At 53.0% G+C, this 21,841-nt stretch carries 21 protein-coding genes and 2 pseudogenes; 22 read left to right on the top strand and 1 reads right to left on the bottom strand.

The window, feature by feature from the left end; genetic code table 11:
* The first annotated feature begins 22 nt into the window (after positions 1-22).
* From tenA to PXY01_RS04960, 14 genes and pseudogenes are all read left to right on the top strand, one after another.
* Complete coding sequence (gene tenA / locus PXY01_RS05025) at positions 23-694, top strand: thiaminase II (protein WP_127567907.1); 672 nt, start codon at positions 23-25, stop codon at positions 692-694.
* Positions 691-1,503, top strand: a complete 813-nt coding sequence (locus PXY01_RS05020) for an ABC transporter ATP-binding protein (protein WP_246027801.1) — start codon at positions 691-693, stop codon at positions 1,501-1,503. The genes tenA and PXY01_RS05020 overlap by 4 nt, the downstream gene beginning before the upstream one ends.
* Positions 1,500-2,252: an ABC transporter permease gene (locus PXY01_RS05015; RefSeq protein ID WP_127567905.1), complete on the top strand. Its 753-nt coding sequence runs from the start codon at positions 1,500-1,502 to the stop codon at positions 2,250-2,252. Before PXY01_RS05020 ends, PXY01_RS05015 begins: the two co-directional genes overlap by 4 nt.
* A gap of 20 nt (positions 2,253-2,272) precedes the next feature.
* Positions 2,273-3,274, top strand: a complete 1,002-nt coding sequence (locus PXY01_RS05010) for an ABC transporter substrate-binding protein (protein WP_246027800.1) — start codon at positions 2,273-2,275, stop codon at positions 3,272-3,274.
* Between the two features lie 328 nt (positions 3,275-3,602).
* Positions 3,603-5,207 (top strand): annotated as a pseudogene (locus PXY01_RS05005) (FAD-dependent oxidoreductase).
* Positions 5,204-5,548 (top strand): 4Fe-4S binding protein, encoded by a 345-nt coding sequence (locus PXY01_RS05000; RefSeq protein WP_127567903.1) that lies wholly within the window; start codon positions 5,204-5,206, stop codon positions 5,546-5,548. The pseudogene PXY01_RS05005 and the gene PXY01_RS05000 overlap by 4 nt, the downstream one beginning before the upstream one ends.
* Before the next feature lie 26 nt (positions 5,549-5,574).
* Positions 5,575-6,834: a 4-hydroxyphenylacetate 3-hydroxylase C-terminal domain-containing protein gene (locus PXY01_RS04995; protein ID WP_127567901.1), complete on the top strand. Its 1,260-nt coding sequence runs from the start codon at positions 5,575-5,577 to the stop codon at positions 6,832-6,834.
* Positions 6,831-7,763 (top strand): ABC transporter ATP-binding protein, encoded by a 933-nt coding sequence (locus PXY01_RS04990; protein ID WP_127567899.1) that lies wholly within the window; start codon positions 6,831-6,833, stop codon positions 7,761-7,763. Before PXY01_RS04995 ends, PXY01_RS04990 begins: the two co-directional genes overlap by 4 nt.
* Before the next feature lie 8 nt (positions 7,764-7,771).
* The gene (locus PXY01_RS04985; RefSeq protein ID WP_127567897.1) at positions 7,772-9,196 is read left to right on the top strand and encodes a 4-hydroxyphenylacetate 3-hydroxylase family protein; all 1,425 of its coding nucleotides are present in this window, start codon (positions 7,772-7,774) and stop codon (positions 9,194-9,196) included.
* Positions 9,193-10,872 carry a copper resistance CopC/CopD family protein gene (locus tag PXY01_RS04980; protein WP_127567895.1) on the top strand — a complete coding sequence of 560 codons (1,680 nt, stop codon included), beginning with the start codon at positions 9,193-9,195 and terminating at the stop codon, positions 10,870-10,872. The genes PXY01_RS04985 and PXY01_RS04980 overlap by 4 nt, the downstream gene beginning before the upstream one ends.
* Positions 10,873-10,885: 13 nt before the next feature.
* The gene (locus PXY01_RS04975) at positions 10,886-11,569 is read left to right on the top strand and encodes a YcnI family copper-binding membrane protein (RefSeq protein WP_164744305.1); all 684 of its coding nucleotides are present in this window, start codon (positions 10,886-10,888) and stop codon (positions 11,567-11,569) included.
* A gap of 31 nt (positions 11,570-11,600) precedes the next feature.
* The gene (locus tag PXY01_RS04970; protein WP_127567891.1) at positions 11,601-12,629 is read left to right on the top strand and encodes an ABC transporter substrate-binding protein; all 1,029 of its coding nucleotides are present in this window, start codon (positions 11,601-11,603) and stop codon (positions 12,627-12,629) included.
* Between the two features lie 24 nt (positions 12,630-12,653).
* Positions 12,654-13,436, top strand: a complete 783-nt coding sequence (locus PXY01_RS04965; protein ID WP_127567889.1) for an ABC transporter permease — start codon at positions 12,654-12,656, stop codon at positions 13,434-13,436.
* A gap of 15 nt (positions 13,437-13,451) precedes the next feature.
* Entirely contained in the window at positions 13,452-14,438 is a 987-nt protein-coding gene (locus PXY01_RS04960; protein WP_127567887.1) for a PhnD/SsuA/transferrin family substrate-binding protein, read from the top strand.
* Positions 14,439-14,679: 241 nt separating this feature from the next.
* Here PXY01_RS04960 and PXY01_RS04955 read toward each other — a convergent pair whose 3' ends face one another.
* Positions 14,680-15,210, bottom strand: a complete 531-nt coding sequence (locus PXY01_RS04955; protein ID WP_127567885.1) for an HPP family protein — start codon at positions 15,208-15,210, stop codon at positions 14,680-14,682.
* Positions 15,211-15,393: 183 nt separating this feature from the next.
* Between PXY01_RS04955 and PXY01_RS04950 the strand changes: the two genes are divergently transcribed.
* The 8 genes and pseudogenes from PXY01_RS04950 to PXY01_RS23135 form a co-directional block, all read left to right on the top strand.
* A complete protein-coding gene (locus tag PXY01_RS04950; RefSeq protein WP_127567883.1) occupies positions 15,394-16,371 on the top strand; it encodes a GntR family transcriptional regulator in 978 nt (325 codons plus the stop codon).
* A 373-nt stretch (positions 16,372-16,744) separates the two neighbouring features.
* Positions 16,745-17,308 carry an alkyl hydroperoxide reductase subunit C gene (ahpC, locus tag PXY01_RS04945; protein WP_127567881.1) on the top strand — a complete coding sequence of 188 codons (564 nt, stop codon included), beginning with the start codon at positions 16,745-16,747 and terminating at the stop codon, positions 17,306-17,308.
* A gap of 12 nt (positions 17,309-17,320) precedes the next feature.
* Positions 17,321-18,850, top strand: coding sequence for an alkyl hydroperoxide reductase subunit F (gene ahpF / locus PXY01_RS04940; RefSeq protein WP_127567879.1), 1,530 nt, complete (start codon positions 17,321-17,323; stop codon positions 18,848-18,850).
* A 234-nt stretch (positions 18,851-19,084) separates the two neighbouring features.
* On the top strand, positions 19,085-19,561 hold the full coding sequence (locus PXY01_RS04935; protein WP_127567877.1) for a DinB family protein: 477 nt from the start codon (positions 19,085-19,087) through the stop codon (positions 19,559-19,561).
* Between the two features lie 282 nt (positions 19,562-19,843).
* Positions 19,844-20,833 carry a cell wall hydrolase gene (locus PXY01_RS04930; protein WP_127567875.1) on the top strand — a complete coding sequence of 330 codons (990 nt, stop codon included), beginning with the start codon at positions 19,844-19,846 and terminating at the stop codon, positions 20,831-20,833.
* A gap of 276 nt (positions 20,834-21,109) precedes the next feature.
* Complete coding sequence (locus tag PXY01_RS04925) at positions 21,110-21,346, top strand: winged helix-turn-helix domain-containing protein (protein WP_307719365.1); 237 nt, start codon at positions 21,110-21,112, stop codon at positions 21,344-21,346.
* Positions 21,343-21,681 carry a hypothetical protein gene (locus PXY01_RS04920; RefSeq protein ID WP_127567873.1) on the top strand — a complete coding sequence of 113 codons (339 nt, stop codon included), beginning with the start codon at positions 21,343-21,345 and terminating at the stop codon, positions 21,679-21,681. Before PXY01_RS04925 ends, PXY01_RS04920 begins: the two co-directional genes overlap by 4 nt.
* Positions 21,682-21,685: 4 nt before the next feature.
* Positions 21,686-21,805, top strand: a pseudogene (locus tag PXY01_RS23135) (hypothetical protein); the annotation flags it as partial.
* Between the last annotated feature and the right edge of the window lie 36 nt (positions 21,806-21,841).

The raw sequence follows: 21,841 nt of genomic DNA, 5'->3' as shown, positions 1-21,841 counted from the left end.
CAATAGGATTGGAGGAGCAACGATGAGTCGATTTAGCGATAGACTGTATCAATCCGCCCGTGAGATATGGGCCCAGTGCCATGAGCACCCGTTCTTGAAGGAGCTAAGAGAAGGGACGCTTGATCCGGAGCGTTTCATTTATTATTTGAAGCAGGATTATGTGTATTTGATCGATTATGCGAAGCTGTTCGCCATGGCAAGCATGAAGTCCCGTGATCTGGAGACGATGACGAAGTTCGCGGAGCTGCTTCATTCTACGCTGCATGTGGAAATGTCGCTCCATCGGGACTATGCGGCGCGCTTTGGCGTTACTCGCGAAGAGCTGGAGCAGACGATCCCGGCGCCGACGACGGTTGCGTATACGAAATATTTACTGGATACCGCTTCGCAGGGGTCATTAGCCGAGGTAGTCGCTGCACTGCTTCCATGCATGTGGAGCTATCGGGAGATCGGCTTCGCGTTCGCGACAATTCCAGGCGCTCTGGATCATCCGTTGTACCGGGAGTGGATTATGATGTACAGCTCGGAGGAATTCGGTGCGCTGACGGATTGGACAATTGAAATGATGGACCGTCTGGCGGAAGGCTTGCCGGAGCAAGAGCTGGATCGGCTGGAGGAACGTTTTCTGACTGCATCTAAGCTGGAGTATATGTTCTGGGATATGGCTTACCGGAAAGAAGAGTGGCCGATTTGAACCGAACGGTTATTGAAGGGCAAAGGACTGCTTTGTCGGTCCGCGGGCTTAGCTTCTCGTTCCCTGGACAGCCTCGCTTGTTCGAGCAGCTAAGCTTCGATATTCAGCAAGGCGAATTCGTCAGCATACTGGCGTCGAGCGGGATCGGTAAGACGACGCTGTTCCGCATGCTGGCCGGTCTGCTTACTCCTGAGGCAGGGACAATCTCTATTGGGTCCACAGAGCATTCGGCAGCGGAAGCGTCCAGGCAGGGGAAGATCGGCTATATGCCACAGAAGGACTGCCTTATGCCGTGGAGAACGGTGCTGGACAATGCAGCCTTAGGTCTGGAGCTGGCAGGCACGCCGAAGCAGGAAGCGCGGCGCCGGGTGATGGAGCTGCTGCCGGAGCTTGGATTGGAAGGAACAGAGAGCAAATATCCGCAAGAGCTGTCTGGCGGCATGCGCCAGCGTGTATCGTTTCTGCGTTCGCTGCTCGGAGGCGGGGAGCTGATGCTGCTTGACGAGCCGTTCAGCGCTTTGGATGCGATGACCCGCGTCAGCATGCAGGAATGGCTGCTGCAGGTATGGGAGCAGCACCGCAAGACGATTCTGTTTATTACGCACGATGTCGATGAAGCGCTGCTCCTGTCCGATCGTGTGCTTGTAGCGTCGGAGTCGCCGATTACTGCGCTTAGCGAAGTGCGCGTTACGCTTCCTCGTCCCCGCAGCTATGAAGCGGCGCTGGAACTCGCCTTCATTGATTTGAAGCGGCAGCTGCTTGAGCGGCTTGGCCGGACGGCAGGCAGTAAGGCAGGTGCTTTAATGTGAGACGAAAACTGGCTGCAAATGTGCCCGTCCTTCTATTTGTGCTGCTGCTGGCAGTGATATGGGAAGCCGCGACGAGCTTCCTCGACATTCCGCATTACATTATTCCGAAGCTGTCGGATGTTTTTGTCTCCATGTGGGACAATCGGGAGCTGCTCGGCAAGCATGCTCTCACCACGTTATGGGAGGCACTGCTGGGTCTTGGGATATCTATGGCTGTCGGGACGCTGGCTGCAGTATGGATCGACTGTTCAGGCTTGGCGAAGAAGACGATTTATCCACTAATCGTCGCCTCGCAGACGATTCCAATCATTGTGTTATCTCCCATTATGGTCATGTGGTTCGGCTACGAAATATGGAGCAAAATCGCTGTCGTGATATTGTTCACGTTCTTCTCCATTGCGGTGAATACGGCGGACGGGTTCCGCTCGGCTGATCCCGATATCGGGGCGTTGATGCAGACGATGGGAGCAGGCAAGCGTGAGCTGCTGTTCAAGTGGAAAATTCCTTCTGCGCTGCCGGGCTTTTTTACCGGCTTGAAGCTGGCGGCGGCTTTCAGTATCGGCGGGGCTACACTTGGAGAATGGTTAGGCGGAGAGAGTGGCTTGGGCGTCTATACGAAACGGGCATCCAATATGCTCCGCGCCGATGCTGTGTTCTCTGGCGTGCTGCTGCTGTCTGCGATGGGGATTTTATTGTTTCTGATTGTATCGTGGCTTGAGAAAGCGGTTCTCGCGTACCGTAATAGATAAAGGGATAGAGGGGAAATCAATTGAAAATTCAATGGAAACTTCCACAAGCATGGATGTCTATAGCAATCTTCGCTGTGCTTCTCGCAGCTGTCGGATGCTCCTCAGCGAAGACAACGGAATCGGGCGAGACAGAGCTGACCGTTCTGCTGGATTGGTATCCGAATGCTCCGCATACGTTCATGTATGCAGCGGAGGAGCAAGGGTTCTATAAAGAAGCGGGCTTGAAGGTTAAATTGGTCACACCTGCAGATACGAATGATGCGTTGAAGCTTGTGGCGACGGGCAAAGCGGATTTGGCGCTAAGCTATCAGATGCAGGTAGCGATAGCACGCTCTGAAGACATTCCGATCGTATCGGTCGGCGCGATCGTCCGTCATCCGCTTAATCAATTAATGGTGCTCGATTCGAAGAATATTCAAAGTCCTAAGGATCTCGTTGGTTCCACAATTGGATACCCGTCGATTCCGCTCGATCAAGCGATCGTCAATACGATGGTGAAGGCGGATGGAGGCGATCCTTCGAAGCTGAACTATACAGACGTCTCTTGGGATCTGATTCCGGCGATGACGATGAAGCGTGTCGATGCGATTATTGGCGGCTATATTAACCACGAGAAGCTGCTGCTAGAGAAGGATGGACATGAAGTGACCGCTTTCGATCCCGCTAAGTACGGCGTGCCAGATTATTACGAGCTCGTTCTGACCGCAAGCGAGGAAGGATTGAAGAGCAAGTCGGAAGCGATCAAAAAATTTATGGAGGCATCAGCGAAGGGACAGGAATATACGGCGAACCACCCGGATGAAGCGTTGCAGCTGCTGTTGGATAAGCAAAGCAGCGAATTTCCGCTCGATGCGGACATCGAGAAGAACAGCTTATCGCTTCTGCTGCCGTTAATGGATGCGGGCGCGGAGCCTTTCGGCAGTCAGTCCGAGCAGTCATGGAGTACCGTTATCGACTGGCTGAAGGAGCAAGGACAACTGGCGAAGGATGTTAAGCCGCAAGATGTATTCCGTAATTTATAGTAGAGAAGAGTTTGATCAATAAAAGGTTGGGCGGAAAACAATAGCTTGTTTTCTGTCCAACCTTTGTTCGGTTATGTTTTTGTCTATATGAAACAAATAGATGAAATGGTTGACTCTGGAGCCTATTCATGGTAGGATCATATCGAGCTACATATCTTATTAAACTAATAGGAATTGACGGGATACCGGAAAACCGGAAACTCTGCTTGTTGTACAAAGCGAGTTTCCGGTTTTTTGCTTGTTCTTACCGACCGGGAATCCGGAGGCCTTGTTACCCGTATGGGTTGCGAGGCTTTTTTTATCAAAACGAAGAAATGGAGGCTGGAGCATGGTAAAAGCTGCAGGGCGTGCTGATGTGGAATTAACAACGGACGTACTCGTAATCGGAGGAGGACCAGCAGGAGCTTGGGCGGCGCTCACAGCCGCAGCCTAAGGAGCGAGCGTCGTACTCGTCGATAAGGGCTATTGCGGAACGAGCGGGGCGACTGCCCCTTCAGGCACCGGTGTATGGTACGTGGAGCCGACCGAGGGGGAACGCGAGGCGGCGATGAAGAGCCGGGAGGCGCTGGGCGGCTATCTAGCGGACAGAGGCTGGATGAGAAGAGTGCTGGACCAAACGTATGCGAACATGAACGATCTGGCCGTGTCCGGCTATCCTTTTCCAATTGATGATGAGGGACAATCGTATCGCCGCAGCCTGCAAGGACCGGAATATATGAAGCTAATGCGCAAGCGGGTCAAGAAAGCCGGCGTACGGATATTGGATCATAGCCCGGCGCTGGAACTGCTGGTTGATGCGCATGGCGTAGGCGGTGCGAGCGGCATCCGTAGCGCTACGGGTGAGACATGGACAGTCAAGGCCGGCGCCGTCATTCTTGCATCCGGCGGCTGCGCATTTCTAAGCAAGGCGCTCGGCTGCAACGTGTTGACGGGCGACGGTTATCTGCTTGCTGCGGAAGCGGGAGCCAGCTTGTCTGGGATGGAGTTCTCCAATGCGTATGCGATCAGCCCGGTGTTCTCGACGGTGACCAAGACGGCGTTCTATACGTGGGCGACCTTCTATTACGAGGACGGAACCGTTATTGAAGGTGCAGGCTCGCAGAAGGGGCGTTCGGTTATTGCTCGTACGCTGCAGACGCAGCCTGTCTATGCTCGACTCGATCGGACAACAGAGGAGATGCGGCGCTGGATGCGGGCCGCGCAGCCGAATTTCTTCCTTTCATTTGACCGTCAAGGCATCGATCCGTTCACCCAGCTGTTCCCGGTAACGATGCGTCTGGAAGGCACTGTCCGCGGAACCGGCGGCATTCATCTCATCGACGAGTCGTGTGCTACGGGTGTGCCCGGCTTATATGCGGCCGGTGACGCGGCAACTCGCCAGTTCATATGCGGTGGCTTTACGGGCGGCGGAAGCCATAATGCAGCGTGGGCAATGTCAACCGGTTATTGGGCAGGCGAGGCGGCGGCTGCGTATGCGGTATCGCTTGGCAGTCGCCGTAATGAGCGTGAGCTGACGGGAGCGGGTGTTGAAGCGTCGGTGTCTGCGCTTGTGAGTACTGGTGAGATTCAGGAGCGGATCGCTGCTGTGAAACGGGAGGTCGAACCGTTCGACATTAATTTGTTCCGGACGGAAACGACGCTGGCGCAATCGCTGGGAAGACTTCACAGCTTATGGCGCAATGTGCGGAACGCCGCAGCTATGAACGCGGCTGATGCGGTGAAGCTTCGGGAGGTGCAGGCGATGACGGCGACGGCGCGGTGGATGTATTCGTCGGCGCTTGCTCGAAGAGAGACGCGAGGCATGCACAAGCGGCTCGATTATCCGGGGACGGACGCAAGCCAGCATTATCGGCTGTTGACCGGTGGATTGGATGAGGTATGGGTGAAGCCTGAAAGCGGCGTATTGTCGAGCGTGGAGGTGCGGCAGTCATGATCGAGGTCGTGAGCAGCAGCCGTTGCATCTCGTGTGGCCAATGCGTCAGCGTATGTCCGACTCGCGTATTCGACGAATCGCCTAGCGGCATGCCGGTCATCGCAAGACAGGATGACTGCCAGACCTGCTTTATGTGCGAGCTCTATTGCCCAGTAGATGCTTTATATGTCTCGCCTCACGACCATCCGGTGAATGTGCCGGGCGAGCTGGAGCTTGCTCAGTCCGGCTTGCTCGGTAGTTACCGCGAGCAGGTTGGCTGGGGCAGGGGGCGATCGCCGGGGGCGGCCAACGACAAATCATATCTCATGTTTAGGGCGATGCAGAAGACACCAGGACATTAGCGCATTCAGAGAGAGGGCGTAGAACAATGGCGGTTAATCAAGAGGATCTGGAAATAAAGCGATTGTTCAGCGAAGACGGTAAGGAGCCGGGTGACCAGCTGGTTAAGCTTGCGTATTTGCTGCCGCGTTCTCCAGAAGAGCTTCGGCTTAAGCGGCTAGGCTTCTACGGATTGGCGGAGGGCGTCTCAGCGTTCGCGAGCGGCTGTGCTGATTATGCACATTCGCTGCTTGCGGGATGGTACGCTCATGAAGAGTACGTGCTGGCCGAAGATGGTCAGGCGGGGAGCGACTCGGTTCGAGCGCCTGAGGCTGCAGGATTGTGGAGACGGGTTTATGAGCATAACGAAAGGCTAAGGTCGGTCATTACGACGTCGCTGTATCAGGCCTCGAGCCTTAGTGGCGGCCTGTCGATCGTTCAAGATGGACCGCATGGAGACATCCGGCTGAATGGACATCAGACGTTCGGATTAGACGTGCTAAAAGCAGACGAATTGCTTGTCATCGTCCATGGCGATGGAACAGCCGCGTTAATTCCGAAGGAGACGGAGGGTGTGAAGCTGGTCTTTGCCGGGCATGATGCTAGCGGCGGTAGCTCGAAATCTACAGCTGGAAGTGTCTTGGTTGTTTACGAGAACGTAATCATCCCGCAAGAAAGGCTGCTCGTTACGCGAGCGGCAAATCGATTGCAGCAGCTGCTTGGTCACCCGCTTATAAAGTCGCTCGCAGGTTATCAGTGGGCATCCAGACAGCTTGACGCAATCGAACTGCTCACAGGTACGGCCTTCGCGCTTGCGGAGCAGACGGGCTTACACGCCGAGCTGCACATACAAGGCGAGCTCGGTGAGCTGATACAAGGGGTCGAGACGCTGAAGGCGCTTCTCCATGCCGCGGAAATTGGAGCCGAGCGAAGTCCAGCTGGCGTACTGCTGCCGGATTTGACGCCGCTGCTTGCGGCACGCAAAGCCGGAATTCAGTATTACGGCAAGGCGGTGCATGTGCTTCAGCGTATTGGATCCGCAATATTTTTGACTCTTCCGAATGTGTTAGCCTCTGCCCGTGAGGATGAGGGGCAGCCGTCACTGCTCCAGCTGGCTTGGCAGCTTGCGGGAAGCTCTGAGGCGGTCATGACAAAGCTGCACGAACAGCATGCGTTCGGCGATCCGCTGGCGCAGTCGCAGGAGCTGTACCGTCATTATCCGGTGCATCTTCTGCGAAGCCGTTACCGAGAGTTCTGGCAAGCTGTGAAACCGCTAGAGAGTGATAACGAGTCGGAGGTGCGACGATGACCGTCAAAATATCGGCCAAACAGGTATTTATGCAATTCAAATCAACGAACGATGCGAAGAATAACGAGCCGATTACGGTATTGGACGGCTTCGATCTGGAGGTGAGAGAAGGTGAATTTCTTGCCGTGCTAGGCCCGAGCGGCTGCGGCAAGTCGACCTTTCTCCATATTCTAGCCGGATTATCCAAGCAGACCTCAGGTGCCATTGCGGTAGACGGTGTTCCGATAGACGGCGTCAATAAGAAGAGTGGCGTCGTGTTTCAAGGCTATGCGCTGTTTCCTTGGCGTACGGTCCTGCAGAATGTCGAGGTTGGATTACAAATCCGAGGCGTCCGCTCGAAGGAGCGTAAGCAGATCGCGAGGGAATATATTCAGCTTGTCGGCCTGCAAGATTTCGAGAACCGGTATCCTCATGAGCTGTCCGGCGGCATGAAGCAGCGCGTTGCCATTGCCCGTTCGCTTGCTTACTCTCCAGATGTGCTGCTGATGGATGAACCGTTCGCGGCGCTTGATGCGCAGACACGCGAGATTTTGCAATCGGAGCTGCTGCGTATTTGGGAGGCAAAGAAGACTACGATCGTCTTTATTACGCACAGTCTGGATGAAGCGATCTATCTGGCGGACCGTGTCGCTGTTATGACTGCGAGGCCGGGCAAAGTGAAAGAGCTGATCGATATTCCGCTGGAGCGTCCGCGCGCCGCAGAAATTCGTAACTCTGAAAGCTTTATCAGTCTGCGTCAGCGGGCTTGGGAGATATTGAAGGACGAAGTTGACCGCTCCCAGCAGCTGGGCAAGCCCGAAGCGGCTCTCCCGGTCGGCCTTGCGCACGGCAGCTCGGTTGTTGCTATTAAGCCGCAGCTTATTGCAGAGCTTGAAGAAGACCATTACAGAAGAGGGCGGCAAACGGTAGCTGATCAGAGTGGAGGATGAAATCGCATATGACAGCAGGAGAAGCATATTTCAATCGATTGAATGACGGGCGGCGAGTATGGCTCGATGGAGGGATCGTTCCCGATATTCGCAGCCATCCAGCGTTCCAAGGGACTGTTCAGTCGGTAGCAGCTATTCTCGATTTGCAGGATGATCCTACTACGGAGGCCCATGTCACTTACCAGACCGATACTGGAGTCAAAGCGAATATCGCTTATCTCATACCGGAATCGAAGGATGAACTGTTCAAACGAAGCTATGGTCTTAAGCTTTGGTCGGACGCAACGTTCGGCGTCATGAGCCGCGTCGGCGGATTTTACCGGACTCAGCTTACGACCTGGTATGTCGCTCGGAACCTTATAGCGGAGGAGCAGCCGCACTTTCCGTCCAAGATCGCAGACTATTACAGGTTCGTTCGGGATAACGATCTGTTGGTGACGGCGGCCGGTCACGATCCGCAGATCGACCGGACGAAGCTGGCGCACGAGCTGGGCGACCTATACACAGCGGTGAGAATCGTCCGGGAGACGAAAGACGGCATCGTCGTCAGAGGGGCCAAAATGATCGCAACCGGCGCTCCTTATATGGATGAAATCATCGTATCTCCGCATAGCAAGAAGACGGGTGATGAGCAGCGTTACGCGGTCATGTTCGCGGTCCCGGCCAGTCACCCCGGCGTGCATATGATCTGCCGCGAGTCTTTCGCCTCTGAGCAGAGAGATGATCATCCGCTTAGCTCGAGATTTGATGAGATGGATGCGGTTCTCATCTTCGACGATGCGCTCATTCCATGGGAGAGGGTATTCATTAAGGATGATCCGGAGGCCATCTGGAGCATTCGATCAGACCGGCTGAGCAGAGCGCTCAGCCTGCATGAGAATATCGTCCGGTTAGCGAGCAAGCTCGAATTTACGGCGGCGGTCGGAACCGAATTAGCTTATTCGATCGGCATCACGAAGTTCGCTCACGTTCAGGAGAAGCTGGCGGAGCTGTATTACCAGCTGGAATCGATCCGAGCGCTGCTGCTGTCGTCGGAGCATCGGGCGGAGCTTCACCCTTTAGGCGTATGGGAGCCTGCGCTTGAGCCGATTACGACGGCCAAAAATTTAGGCAACGTCTATTATCCCCGAGCGCTTGAAATTTTGCAGCAGCTGTCCGGTGCTGGAATGCTTCAGGTGCCTTCGACCATTGCGGAATTGAACGGCTTATTAGGCTCGCAGCTTCAGAAGGTGTACCGGGGAGCTGATCGAGATGCGCTAGATCGGGTGAAGTTGCTTAAGCTGAGCTGGGAGCTGGTCGGCAGCCGACTCGGCGCTAGACACGAGCTGTACGAGCGATTCTATGCAGGTGATCCGGTGCGAACGTACGCCGGGCAGTATGTCGACTACGACAAGCAGCGGCTGCTCGACAAGGCGGCGCGCCGATTGGGATGAGCGTACGTTTCGGCCGAAACCTACTCCGCCTCCGCCTTGCTATCCCGTTAGCACTATTGGCGAGCGTGTGGCTGTTGTTCCTAAGCGGTACCGTCTCGGCACATTCGTCGCTGACGGACGCACAGCCGGCTCCGGACAGCCGGCTGCTCAAAGCTCCATCAACTGTCGTGCTGAAGTTCAACGAACGGCTGGAAAGCCGAGGCTTCGCCATTCAAGTATACGACCGCCAAGGAAAGCCGGTTGCTTCAAACGGAGCCGTGCTGGAGGCAGGCCGCAGGGCGATCACCTTGGCATTACCGCCGCTGGAGGATGGAAGCTACACGGTCGCTTATCGGCTGTTATCGGCTGACGGACACCCGGTCCGCGGCTCCTATGTGTTCACGGTCGGATTGTCGACAGAGTCAAGCATCGGGTACGTTTCAGCTTCACGCTTGCACGAGGAGCATGAGCTGAGCAAGAACGTTTCCTATTGGCTGGTGCGCGGCCTATATTTTTTCGGTTTGATTGCTGCAGCAGGATGGGTCGGCTTGCGAGTATATGCCCCGGCAGCCGTAAGCTGGGACCGAAGACGTTATGAAAGCATCCGCAGGCTGCTGCTCGGGTATCATTTGCTCGCGCTGCTGCTCCTGGCCTGGCAGGACTACAGCAAGCTGCGTATCGGCATCGAGTCGGCCCATCGGATGGAGCTGCTTATGGGCACCTCCATCGGATTGTCTTACGCCTTTGCAATTCCGGCAGCGTTCATCGGCTTCTGGTTGACCGGAAGATGGCGTACCGTCGATGCGGTGTGGATCTTGCTCGTATTCGCGGCCAAAGGCTTGAACGGTCATGCGATGGGCTATACTGTCCCGGTGCTTTCCTATGCGCTGGTTGTACTGCATCTGACGGTAGCCAGCATATGGGCCGGTGTGCTGCTCGCCTTTACGGTCGTTGGGGCGAGGCGGTTGACTGAAGCAGGCGGTGCGGCCGCGGCGCGGCTGTCAAAGGCTGCATTCGCTGCGATCGGCATCCTTGCCGTCAGCGGAATCGTTACTGCTGCGCTGTACACGAACGGCTTCGACCGGCTGCTGGATTCACAGTGGGGACGGCTCATGACCGCGAAGGCTGGCGCTGTTCTGCTCGTCTTGGCCGCGGGGGCCTGCATCAGACATGCGCTTGGAAGCGGCCGCTTGCGTCGTGCATCGGCTTGGCTGACCTTCGATTGCGGCTTGTTCGTCGTCGTGATCGGGATCACCGCGGTGTTCACCTATTTGAATCCGCTCCCGGCGTCCGGACCATTATTCTGGCATAAGAAGGTAGACGGTGTACATATCGCGACGATCATAACGCCGAATCAAGCGGGCTCAACGAACCAGTTCTCGGTCTTTATCGGGGGGGTGCGGGCGTCGGGCAAACAAGCGAAGGCAGCTGATGCTAGAAGCAATAATGGGCTAAGAAACGTAACGCTGACGCTCCAATCGATCGATCATCCGGACATTCCGCCGATCGATGTACCGCTAACGGTACTGCCGGCGGCAGAAAGCCGTACTAGCCTGTACGACTTACGCTATGAGGCCGAAGGAAGCTATTTATCGCTGCCGGGCAAGTGGAGGCTGGAGGTGCGCGTGCTGGACGAGAATTTGGACGAATACGTGACGGCAAAAACATTTTATAGTAATCATGCAGTTGTGGAGTAGGGGGGAGACGCAGGTGGCGAAATGGGCGGTCGGAGCCATCGTTCTGATCGTACTCATGCTGGCGCTGGCGGGTACTGTATCCGCACATGTTACAGTGTCGCCGAGTGAGACGACGCAGGGGGCATACGAAATTTTTACGGTTCGCGTACCGACGGAGGAGCAATCAGAGACGACAACGATTGAATTGTTGTTCCCGGAGGGAGTAGAGATTAGCCGCGTCCTGCCGCAGCCGGGCTGGAGCTATTCGTTTGGCAATGATGCGGATGGCGGCAACGCTTCCATCGTATGGACAGCCGAAGGAGCCGGGCTGAAGGAGGGCGAATTCGGTGAATTCAAGCTGCAGGGCAAAGTAGCGGATGATGTGCAGGAGCTCGTCTGGAAAGCAGTTCAGACCTATGCGAACGGCTCTGTAGTGGAATGGGTGGGTGAAGCCGGGGCTAAGACGCCGGCATCGGTCACTAGAGTGCTTCCGGGTACAGGGGGAGAGGACCACCATAGCGCGGAAGGTGTTCAGCAGGCACATGGCATAACAGAAGGCAGGGGTACGTCATTGGACAATAGCGGCACAAGCAACAGCGGAGAGCGTCTGCTGGAATCGACGGCATTCTATATATCGCTGGCTGCCTTAAGTACGGGAGTAATTGCCTTGCTGCTGGCGCTGCGTATCAACAATCGTCAACATACGGTCCTAAAATAGATACTTAATGAAAGAAAAGGAGAGAGTCCGAATGATTCATCACTCTTTATTAAAGAGGAGAAGATGGGCAAAGCTCTTCGTAATCAGTACACTAGCGGCAGTATTATCTGCTTGCAGCAGCAGCTCTGGCGGCGGCAGCGACAACGAGCAAGGGGCGGGCAATGAGGAAGAAGTTGTCGAATTTAAATATCCGGACAATCCCGGCTTCGACTTAGTCTATCTAGCGGATCAGCTCGGTTACTTCGAAGGAACGAGTACGAGACCGAAGTATGTCGGCAAGATAGCTGCGCCGCAAATTATTCCGCTCGTCGGAACGGGAGACATCGATTTCGGTGCTCGGATGGTGCCGCTTGTCATCTCGGCCATCGCGAGTGGTGCCGATATTAAAGTCGTATCTGCGGGAGGCAAGACGCTGGAGGAAGCGCCGCATATGAAATATTTTGCCCGCAATGACGGCTCTATTAAGACGCCGAAGGATCTGGAAGGCAAGACGATCGGCTTCAACAGCTTTGGCGCTTGCGCGGAGTTCGTTTCGAAGAAATGGTTCAAGGAGCAGGGCGTCGACGTGAGCAAAATCGAGTTTCTTGTCGTCCCAGATGACAAGCAGGAGCAGACTTTGGAGCAGGGCGGCATCGATCTTGCGATAATCCATGCGCCATTCTCCGGCAAGGCAGAGCATAATGATAAGCTGGTCAAATTATGGAGCGATTACGATTTGGACGGCGGACTCGGCGGAATGGCGCCATACAGCGTTAACGGAAAGTTTGCGAAGAAGCATCCGGAGGCGGTGCGGGATTTCGTATCTGCTATCGCGAAGACGGCGAACTGGGTAAATGAGCATCCAGAGGAAGCAAAGCAAATTATTGCAGAGCGGCTCGGTATGGATGTGAAGTACATCGACAGATACGCCTATGTGGATGATCTTATTGTGACGGAGGAGCCGATTCAGTACTATATCGACATTCTTGAGGAAAATGGCAAAATCCCAAAAGGTAAAGTGACCGTCAAGGACGTCTATACGAATGAATTTAATGAGTTTGCGACTAAGCCGTCGGTGTAGCTGCCGTAGGAGGAGAGAAGCTTCATGAGCGGAAAATTAACGTGGTTCAAAAAAGTGGTCGATCGAAGCTTGGCGATCGTTGCATTCTTCGTCGTCTGGGAGCTGCTTCCGAGGCTGGGCATCGTCAATTCCGCCTACTTAAGTCCGCCGACGGACGTCATTGTCTCGATTGGGAGGCTGATCGAGAACGGTGAACTGTGGAAGCATGTAACGGCAAGCCTGCGCCGTTCCCTGTCCGGACTTTTGCTCGCTATTGCAGCGGGGACCGTAATCGGGCTGCTTCTTGGCTGGTTCAAACGGTTCGAGGCGATTCTCGATCCGCTGCTTCAGCTGGCCAGACAAGTGTCGGCATTCGCCTTGTTCCCTGTCTTTATCTTGTTTCTTGGCATCGGTGAATCGTCCAAAACGGCTATTATCTTTTGGGCATCGTTCTGGCCGATTCTGCTCAATACGGTCAGTGGAACGAAGCAGGTCGACAAGCTATTGATCGATTCGGCGAAGTCGATGGGCGGCTCGCAGCTGTTTCTGTTCTTCCGTGTCATATTGCCTGCGGCTGCGCCGAATATTTTTACAGGCATCCGGCTGGGCGGGGCGTACTGTATTACGGCTCTGGTTGCTGCTGAGATGATCGGTTCGTCGAGAGGACTCGGCTTCTATATTTTGAACTCGCAGGAGATTTTCCAAATTCCAGACATGTATGCAGGCATTATTTTGCTCGCGATTCTCGGCTTGCTGCTCAATTACGTGCTGGCGATAATCGAATCGCGGTTCACCCGCTGGCGGAAAGGACTGTCTAATAATGGTTAGCGGCAGCAAGAGGGAATGATGCGAGTTCTGAAGATGTGTGCGGGAATCGCTCTGTTAACGGCTCTGCTGCTTCTTATTGGCTGCGGAGGCTACGAGTCGGGGAGTCTCGTCAGGCAGCCTGTTGACACCGGCAAGCTGAAGCTGGGGTACAGCGGCAGCAGCGCTCTAATTGGATTGCGGGAGCGGGGCGATCTGGAAGCTCGGCTGGCGGAGCAATCGTTATCGGTCACGGTCGAATGGTACCATTACGATGACGATGCATCGCTGTTCCAAGCCGTCGAAGAAGGGCGTGTCGACATGGTTGCCGTTGGCGACGCCGTTCCTGCCCTGCTGCATCGGGAAGACGCCTCGCTCATTTATCTGGCTGTGGAACCGGCGAATCCTGCTGCTTATGCAATCGTTGTTCCGCTTGACTCCGACCTGTTTGCTGCGGCTGACTTGAAAGGGAAGCGGGTTGCTTATGCGCCGGCTTCCAATGAGCATTTGCTTCTTCTGCAGGCGCTCGACTCCGCAGGACTGTCTCAGTCTGACGTGAAGTCGAAGAAGCTTGCGCCAGCCGATACGCTGCGCTCCTTAGAACGGCGGGAGGCTGATGCATGGGCGGTCGCCGAGCCGGAGCTGAGCCGGATTGAGCCGCTCGGCATTCGGATCGTTGCGGACGGCTCGATATCCGTAGCCCAGCGCGACATCTATGTCACGACTCCCGAGAGCTTAGAAGGTAGGGAGCTACTGCTGCAGCTTGCAATCGATACGATCAGCAGCTATGAGGATTGGGTGATGGAGCAAATTCATGATGCAGCGGAGCTGCTCTCGGACCTAAGCGACATCGAGCATGCAAGCTGGCTTAGCTCATTCGATCGTAAATCATATGGCACAGCTCCTTTGCTCGCAAGTATTGTGCAGGAGGAGCAGCAAATGGCTGACGCGGCGGCCATGCTGAGCGGCAGACCACGGAGCGTTGATATTCAATCGTTCATTCGCGATTGGAGACCGGAGCGTTAAAGGCTCAATTAAAGGAAGAGCGACTGTTCTCATAAGTTTCAACAACAAAAGGTTGTGGCAGAAAACAGTGAGGCTGTTTTTTGACGCAACCTTTTATCGTTTATCCGCAACGAAGCCCAATTGCTGCACATCTTGCAGTAATCTAGCCATATGTGAGAGGAAAGTTCATGAAAGACTGTGCAAAATGTATATCTATCGCGTTATCTGCTCCGTGGCTACTGACATTCTGTTCAGCTCTTTTTTAGATCCAAAATTTCGGGTACCGCCGCTGCTTATCCAGATTGTTGATGACTAAGGCGAGCAGGACGATGACAATGGAGCCGATGAGCACGGGATTGATTAGGAATGACCATGAACTTCCGGCGAGAATGACGACAATAGGGTCTGCTCCTGCAGGCGGGTGAGTCGTTTTGGTCAAATGCATGAATGCGATAGCAAGACCTACTCCGAGGCCGACGACCCAAAAGCTGCTTCCGAACAGAGAAAACAGCAGCAGTCCGGTCGCAGTAGAGACGAGGTGTCCTCCGACAATATTACGTGGCTGGGACAGGGGAGCGTCCCATAAGCCGAAGGCGAGCACGCAGCTTGCTCCGAACGGAGCCATCAGCCATGCTGCAGAGCTTAGATCCGTTAATAAAGCAAGCAGGCTGATTGTGGCAGCACCGCCGATAAAGCCGATAAGTGCCGTTCGCGCCGAAACGTTGAGTGGGCTAGTGCCCGCTCCTGACATTTTGCTGAAAAATGAACGTAGCGGTGTTGAGGATGATGGCATAAGAAAACTCCTTTACATAAATACATAGTTAACTAGTTGAATAGATATATATGTATAATATGCTGGACTTCATCGGATGTCAATCCAAAGTCAGCATAGGCGATTGATGAAATAACTATTTTAATAGTGGTATAGTAATAATGGATATGGGGTTCGAATTTTAGTCTGGAACGGAGAAGGCCGATGAGGATCGATAAGGAGCTGCTCGTCAAGGCAGATTCAAAATTGAACTTTAGCGTCAATACGCAGCTGAAAGAGCAAATAAAATGGCTGATCGGACTAGGTAGGATCGCACCGGGCGACATGCTTCCGTCTGCTAACCAGATGGCCGATTTGCTGGGGCTGAACCGCAACACGGTGAACCTAGTCTATACGCAGCTGCGGGATGAAGGCTTATTAGCGATGCACAAGGGCAGAGGTACGCAAGTTTTGAACAATGACCACGTATCGGAATTGCGCAATAGCCGGGAGAAGATGCAGCAACTGGTGGTGAAGACGATAGAAGAGGCTGCCGCTATGCGAATTCCTCTGACGGACTTTTTTACGGCGGGATTAGCGTATGTTCTGTTGAATGAATCGGAGTCGATCGAACCGTTGCGTGTCGTGCTGATCGAATGCAAGGAGCACGATCATCTTTTTTACCGACAACAAATTGAGCGAATGACGAACGGGGAGGTTACGACTGTTTTTGTAGAGGACCTGTCATCGGCAGAGGGGAAGGCTTTACAAATCATGGAGCAATCAGACGTAATCGTGACGACGCTGAACCATGCTGAAGAGGTAAAGCAGCGGTTCGCTTCAATGAAGAAGGCGGTTCATGTCATTGGCGCCACGATCGGAATGCCTCTGCTTGTCGAGCTTTCGAAATTTAAGCCTGGCAGCAAGGTGAGCTTCGTCTGCCTCGGCAAGGCAGGCGGTCAGTGGATGGCACGTAATGTTCTTGATGCAGGACTTGAGCATATCGAGTCGCATGCGGTCGGATGCGATAACCGTGCTCAACTGGAGAAGGCGATTCAGCAGTCCGATAAGGTATATGCCTCAGCTGCTGTATATGATGAGCTTAAAGAAATAGCACCCGATAAAGTAGAGCTGTATCCAATGGTGTTAGAGAGAAGCAGCGCTAATATGCTAGAGGAGCTCTCGAAGCGGCATAAACATTAAGCCAAGTTCGGCGGGAAGAAGGGGGTATTTTTCGAAAACGGCGTTGAGGGCGTACATTGCTGCGGAGATTACAGGCGAGAACTGGGTTAAGCTGATGAAGCTGTTCCAGGAAGCGAAGCATAGGGGGTGGCTTTATAATTTGAGGGAACAATTCCAGAAATCTAGGTATAGCGACCGATAAATAGGAAAGGATAGAAGGTGGTTCTAGCATGAGTCAAACAAACAGCGTGACCATCAGAATTGTTCACAAATTTGAAATGAATATAATTATCAAAAAGTGACCCAGAGCACTTGACAAACACCCTGTCGAGTAATTAATATTAGTTTAGAATTATTACAAACAACCAAATCAATCTATAGGAGGAAATTACACATGTCCCTTATCGGTAAAGAAGTCCAACCATTCAAAGCTCAAGCTTACCACAACGGTAAATTCATCGAAGTAACGGAACAAAATTTCAAAGGCCAATGGAGCGTTGTTTGCTTCTATCCAGCTGACTTCACGTTCGTCTGCCCAACGGAGCTTGGCGACCTGCAAGACCAATACGCTACGCTGAAGTCGCTCGGCGTTGAAGTATATTCCGTATCGACGGATACGCACTTCACGCACAAAGCATGGCATGACAGCTCGGAGACGATCAGCAAAATCGAGTATATCATGATCGGCGACCCTACACACACGATTTCCCGCAACTTCGATGTTCTCATTGAAGAGGATGGCCTTGCTGACCGCGGTACGTTCATTATCGACCCAGACGGCGTTATCCAAACGGTTGAGATTCACGCTGGCGGCATCGGCCGTGACGCAAGCGCGCTCGTTAACAAAATTAAAGCAGCTCAATACGTTCGCAACAATCCAGGCGAAGTGTGCCCTGCAAAATGGCAAGAAGGCGGTGCTACGCTCAAGCCAAGCCTTGACCTCGTAGGCAAAATCTAAGGAGCGATTGGTATGGTATTAGACCCAGAGATTAAGGCACAATTAAACCAATACCTTCAGCTGATGGAAGGCGACGTGCTGATTAAAGTCAGCGCAGCCGACGATCAAGTATCGAAGGACATGCTGGCGCTAATGGACGAGATCGTCAGCATGTCGTCTCGAATTAAAGTCGAGAAAGCTGAGCTTGCTATGAAGCCTAGCTTCAGCGTTAACCGTCCAGGTGAGGATACGGGCATTGTGTTTGCCGGTATCCCGCTTGGCCATGAATTTACCTCATTCGTTCTCGCTCTGCTGCAAGTAAGCGGCCGTGCGCCGAAGGTTGAGCAAGAAGTGATCGACCAGATTCGCAGCATTCGCGGCGAATTTAAGTTCGAAACGTTCGTCAGCTTAAGCTGCCATAACTGTCCGGACGTCGTACAGGCGCTGAACCTGATGAGCTTGCTCAGCCCAGGCGTATCGCATACGATGATTGACGGCGCTGTGTTCAAGGAAGAAGCGGAAAGCAGACAAGTAATGGCTGTTCCATCAGTATTTCTGAACGGCGAGTTTTTCAGCGGCGGACGCATTTCGATTGAAGAGATTTTGGCCAAAATTGGCACTAATCGCGATGACTCGGAGCTGTTCAATAAGGAGCCATTCGACGTTCTCGTCGTTGGCGGCGGTCCTGCCGGCGCGAGCGCGGCGATCTATGCAGCGCGCAAGGGCATCCGCACCGGCATTGTAGCGGAGCGCTTCGGCGGTCAAGTTATGGATACGGTCGGCATCGAGAACTTTATCAGCTTGAAATATACCGAAGGCCCTAAGCTTGCGGCCAGCCTCGAAGAGCATGTGAAAGAGTATAACGTTGACATTATGAAGCTGCAGCAGGCGAAGCGCATCGAGAAGAAAGACTTCATTGAAGTCGAGCTTGAGAACGGTGCCGTACTGAAGAGCAAGACGGTTATTCTGTCTACGGGTGCCCGCTGGCGCAACATCGGCGTTCCGGGTGAAGCGGAATTCAAGAACAAAGGCGTCGCTTACTGCCCGCATTGTGATGGTCCGCTGTTTACGGGCAAACGCGTAGCCGTCATCGGCGGAGGCAACTCTGGTGTTGAGGCGGCTATCGACTTGGCCGGTATCGTCAGCCACGTGACCGTTCTGGAATTCCACTCGGAGCTGAAGGCTGACAGTGTTCTGCAAGACCGTCTGTACAGCTTGCCGAATGTCACGGTGCTGAAGAACGCTCAGACGAAAGAGATTACCGGCACGGACAAGGTGAACGGTATCACTTACATTGATCGTGAATCGGGCGAGGAGAAGTATATCGAGCTGGAAGGCATTTTCGTCCAGATCGGTCTCGTTCCGAATACGGATTGGCTTGGCGACACGGTTGAACGTACGCGTACCGGAGAAATCGTCGTCGACAGCCGCGGCGCGACGAGCGTACCGGGTATATTCGCTGCAGGTGATTGCACGAACAGCCCATACAAGCAAATTATTATTTCGATGGGATCGGGTGCAACAGCAGCACTAGGAGCATTCGATTACCTCATTCGGAATTAATCGAAATTTTTACTTACAGCCGTTTCGTACTCGCAAGAGTGTGGAGCGGCTTTTTGCGTGCGCCCAGAGCTGTAAACCGCTTAATTTATGCTGTTAAGAGGCGTGTCTGTTGCTGCAGGCTCTCTTGTAGTTCATTTACGATGTACATAGTGGTACAATTTAGAAGAAGGTGCTCTGACTACCAATAAGCTGACTATTCGAAGACTGCTTCAACGGATAGAGAGGAGAATAGGTATGAACGAATGGTTAATGCACTTATACGAATATCATGCTTGGGCTAGTGAACGAGTGCTTCAGCATCTTCGATCACTCCCTGCAGATTTGTTTCATCAGGAAGTCGAGCTCGGTTTTCATTCGGTTGCGGAAGCTATCGGCCATCTAGCAGCAGCAGAAGAAGTGTGGTTCGCGAGGATGCAGGAGCAAGTGCCACCGTCGTTAGCGGCGAGGAGGTTCGCGGGTCCCGATGAGGCTAGCTTGCATATGAACAAGCTGCAGTCACAGATTCGTCACTTTTTATCAGGGGTAGACCTACAGCATATTGTGACATACAAGAATACGGCTGGACAGACGTTCAGCAATTCTATCGCTGAAATCATCCAGCAAGTTGTAAATCACGGTACTTATCATCGGGGTAATATTACGACGATTCTTCGAAGCCTTGGCCAGAGCGGAACGATGACCGATTATATCGCTTATGTAAGGACGCACTGAATTTCACCGTTCAGCCTCGCGTGTATATGCAGCTGCTTCTCGATTCAAAGATTAGAAAAATTAAATCTATACTGTTTATTTCTAACTCGCTGCAGAGGCGAGTTTTTTCGTATTTATAGCGAATTCGGAAGCTGAAGGGATGCACGCTGGACAACCTGTTATGTGAAATGTGAGTGGATTCTGAAAAAATGTTAATGATTGATTTGCAAACGGTTGTGGTACAATTTGCCTAGCCATTGAAAGAAGCAAGCCGAAGACCTAGAGAGAAGCTAGGAGGTACACATGATCAGAAGCAGTAAGCTGATTAGAAGACTTACTTGCATGATAGGGCTAGGAATGCTCTTGCTTTGCTTAGGACCGCTGGCGGTCGTCTCCGCAGGAGAGTCTGCGGCAGCCGTAACGATTAAAGTGAACGGCGATAAGGTAAAGCTGGGTGATTCGGTCATCGTTCAGGAAGGCCGTACCTATGTGCCAGCCGCCTCAATCGCAAAAATGCTTGGAGCAAGCGTAAACTGGAATAATGATAATGAAGAACTTACAGTAAATACAGCACTGGGCGATACAGCTGTGTTCGGCAACGGGGTGCCAGTCATCTATTTCAACGAGCTTCGTTACCGGATGGATGCGTTTCCATTCACGAGCGACGGCAGACTGTACGTTCCGTTGCGTCAATTAGTCGATGTACTCCATGCAGACTTGATCTGGAAGTCAGACTCGGATGTTGCAGAGATAGTATCGATTAATCCTGAAGCCGTAACTGAGGAACGCGGAATCGACGAGATTAGTAAGGAGCTTGGCATCAGCAAGTCGGAGCTGTTGAAGCGCAACGGATTGGACGGCAAGGCGAAGCTTAAAGCGGGAACGAAGCTGAGGATCGTTCTTCCTTCATTCCTTGACCAGCCGGCAGCGCCGTATACCGATGCGGATTTCATGCTGCTTGCAAAGATTACGATGGTCGAAGCGGGTAATGAATCGTATGAAGGCATGCTGGCTATCGCGAATGTTATTTTGAACCGGGTGCACGATTCAAGGTTCCCGGACACGATTCGCGGGGTTATATATTCCGGGAAGCAGTTCCCGCCTGCTCACAATGGATTGCTCGATAAGAGCAAGCCGAGTCAGGCCGCGCTGCGTGCGGCTAAGGATGCGCTTAATGGGAAGAATAACGTGAAGAGTGCCGTCTATTTCTTTAATCCAGCCGTATCGAGCGGACCATTCTGGGACGGACTCGATGTCGTCGTAACGATCGGCAGCCATAGCTTTGCGAAATAATAGCGCATATAGCGCATTATAATAAAAACACGCCTCCAAAGGTGTGTTTTTATTTGTATTGAAAGGGATGTGTACTTGGACTTTCGGCATGAGTGGAGCTTCGGCGGACGGGGTATCGCATTGTTCGGAATCTTGGGTTTAATGGATATGTAAGAAGCAGGAGGAAAAGGCTATACTGAATCGATTGGTTAATATCTCAGCCTCCCAATCGATTAAGCTGGAGACATCGTTCTGAACCGTAAACAACATACCCTTTCGACTGGAGAGGGGAGCCAGGTGACGCTTCTCCCGACCAAAGAGTTTGAGTTGTTGTTTAAGCTGGCTAGTTATTCTGAGCAAATATTTACCAGGGAACAATTAATTGAGCAAATATGGGGGCTGGACTGTGAAGGGGGGTACAGGACGATAGACGTTCATATTAAGAGACTGCGCGAAAGGCTAACGACATTAACGGACATGGTTCGAATATGTACAATTCGAGGCCTCGGATACCGCTTGGAGGCTGACCGATGAAGGCTTCACTTTATCTAAAGCTTGGCACGGCGTTCGTACTGATCGTTATTGTCAGCATTATTAGCGGTATCGCGGCTGCTGAAGCGATCTATCAGAAGCAATTTCGTCAAGAGTATCAGCAGCAGACAACCAATGTGGGCCTTGATTTCATTCGTTTCTATCAGATGACCGGGGGGACGCTTATAAGTGTTCGGATTGTCTGGTCGTCGGTCTTCCATTCGAGAAGGACGGGCAGAGACACTCATTATTCCTCGAACCGGATTTGGATTCGTGGAGTCCGAGTCGGACGATTGGAGTTTCGAAGTTGTAATTGGCCTTACGCTGCTGCTGGGTAGTCTAATGATGGTGCTTGTGGTGACTGTAACGGTCATCCGTCCAAAGCAATTAAATCAATTAGAGAAGATGAGGCAAAATTTCGTATCCAACGTATCGCATGAAATCCAATCGCCGCTTACCTCGATTCGCGGTTTTTCGATTGCGTTAAGGGATCAGGAT

The organism is Paenibacillus xylaniclasticus, assembly GCF_004001065.1.
Classification (GTDB): Bacteria; Bacillota; Bacilli; order Paenibacillales; family Paenibacillaceae; genus Paenibacillus_T; species Paenibacillus_T xylaniclasticus.
The sequence above is the reverse complement of the archived record's forward strand: the minus strand, read 5'-3'. Positions and strand labels throughout refer to the sequence as shown.

What these genes read in the sequence shown, in the direction of transcription:
- PXY01_RS04935 (WP_127567877.1), top strand. Translation starts at nt 19,085, where the DNA reads ATGAACGAATGGTTAATGCACTTATACGAATATCATGCTTGGGCTAGT.
- PXY01_RS04985 (WP_127567897.1), top strand. Translation starts at nt 7,772, where the DNA reads ATGACAGCAGGAGAAGCATATTTCAATCGATTGAATGACGGGCGGCGA.
- PXY01_RS04960 (WP_127567887.1), top strand. Translation starts at nt 13,452, where the DNA reads ATGATGCGAGTTCTGAAGATGTGTGCGGGAATCGCTCTGTTAACGGCT.
- PXY01_RS04995 (WP_127567901.1), top strand. Translation starts at nt 5,575, where the DNA reads ATGGCGGTTAATCAAGAGGATCTGGAAATAAAGCGATTGTTCAGCGAA.
- ahpF (WP_127567879.1), top strand. Translation starts at nt 17,321, where the DNA reads ATGGTATTAGACCCAGAGATTAAGGCACAATTAAACCAATACCTTCAG.
- PXY01_RS04950 (WP_127567883.1), top strand. Translation starts at nt 15,394, where the DNA reads ATGAGGATCGATAAGGAGCTGCTCGTCAAGGCAGATTCAAAATTGAAC.
- tenA (WP_127567907.1), top strand. Translation starts at nt 23, where the DNA reads ATGAGTCGATTTAGCGATAGACTGTATCAATCCGCCCGTGAGATATGG.
- PXY01_RS04955 (WP_127567885.1), bottom strand. Translation starts at nt 15,210, where the DNA reads ATGCCATCATCCTCAACACCGCTACGTTCATTTTTCAGCAAAATGTCA.
- PXY01_RS04980 (WP_127567895.1), top strand. Translation starts at nt 9,193, where the DNA reads ATGAGCGTACGTTTCGGCCGAAACCTACTCCGCCTCCGCCTTGCTATC.
- PXY01_RS05000 (WP_127567903.1), top strand. Translation starts at nt 5,204, where the DNA reads ATGATCGAGGTCGTGAGCAGCAGCCGTTGCATCTCGTGTGGCCAATGC.
- PXY01_RS04920 (WP_127567873.1), top strand. Translation starts at nt 21,343, where the DNA reads ATGAAGGCTTCACTTTATCTAAAGCTTGGCACGGCGTTCGTACTGATC.
- ahpC (WP_127567881.1), top strand. Translation starts at nt 16,745, where the DNA reads ATGTCCCTTATCGGTAAAGAAGTCCAACCATTCAAAGCTCAAGCTTAC.
- PXY01_RS04990 (WP_127567899.1), top strand. Translation starts at nt 6,831, where the DNA reads ATGACCGTCAAAATATCGGCCAAACAGGTATTTATGCAATTCAAATCA.
- PXY01_RS04930 (WP_127567875.1), top strand. Translation starts at nt 19,844, where the DNA reads ATGATCAGAAGCAGTAAGCTGATTAGAAGACTTACTTGCATGATAGGG.
- PXY01_RS04965 (WP_127567889.1), top strand. Translation starts at nt 12,654, where the DNA reads ATGAGCGGAAAATTAACGTGGTTCAAAAAAGTGGTCGATCGAAGCTTG.
- PXY01_RS04970 (WP_127567891.1), top strand. Translation starts at nt 11,601, where the DNA reads ATGATTCATCACTCTTTATTAAAGAGGAGAAGATGGGCAAAGCTCTTC.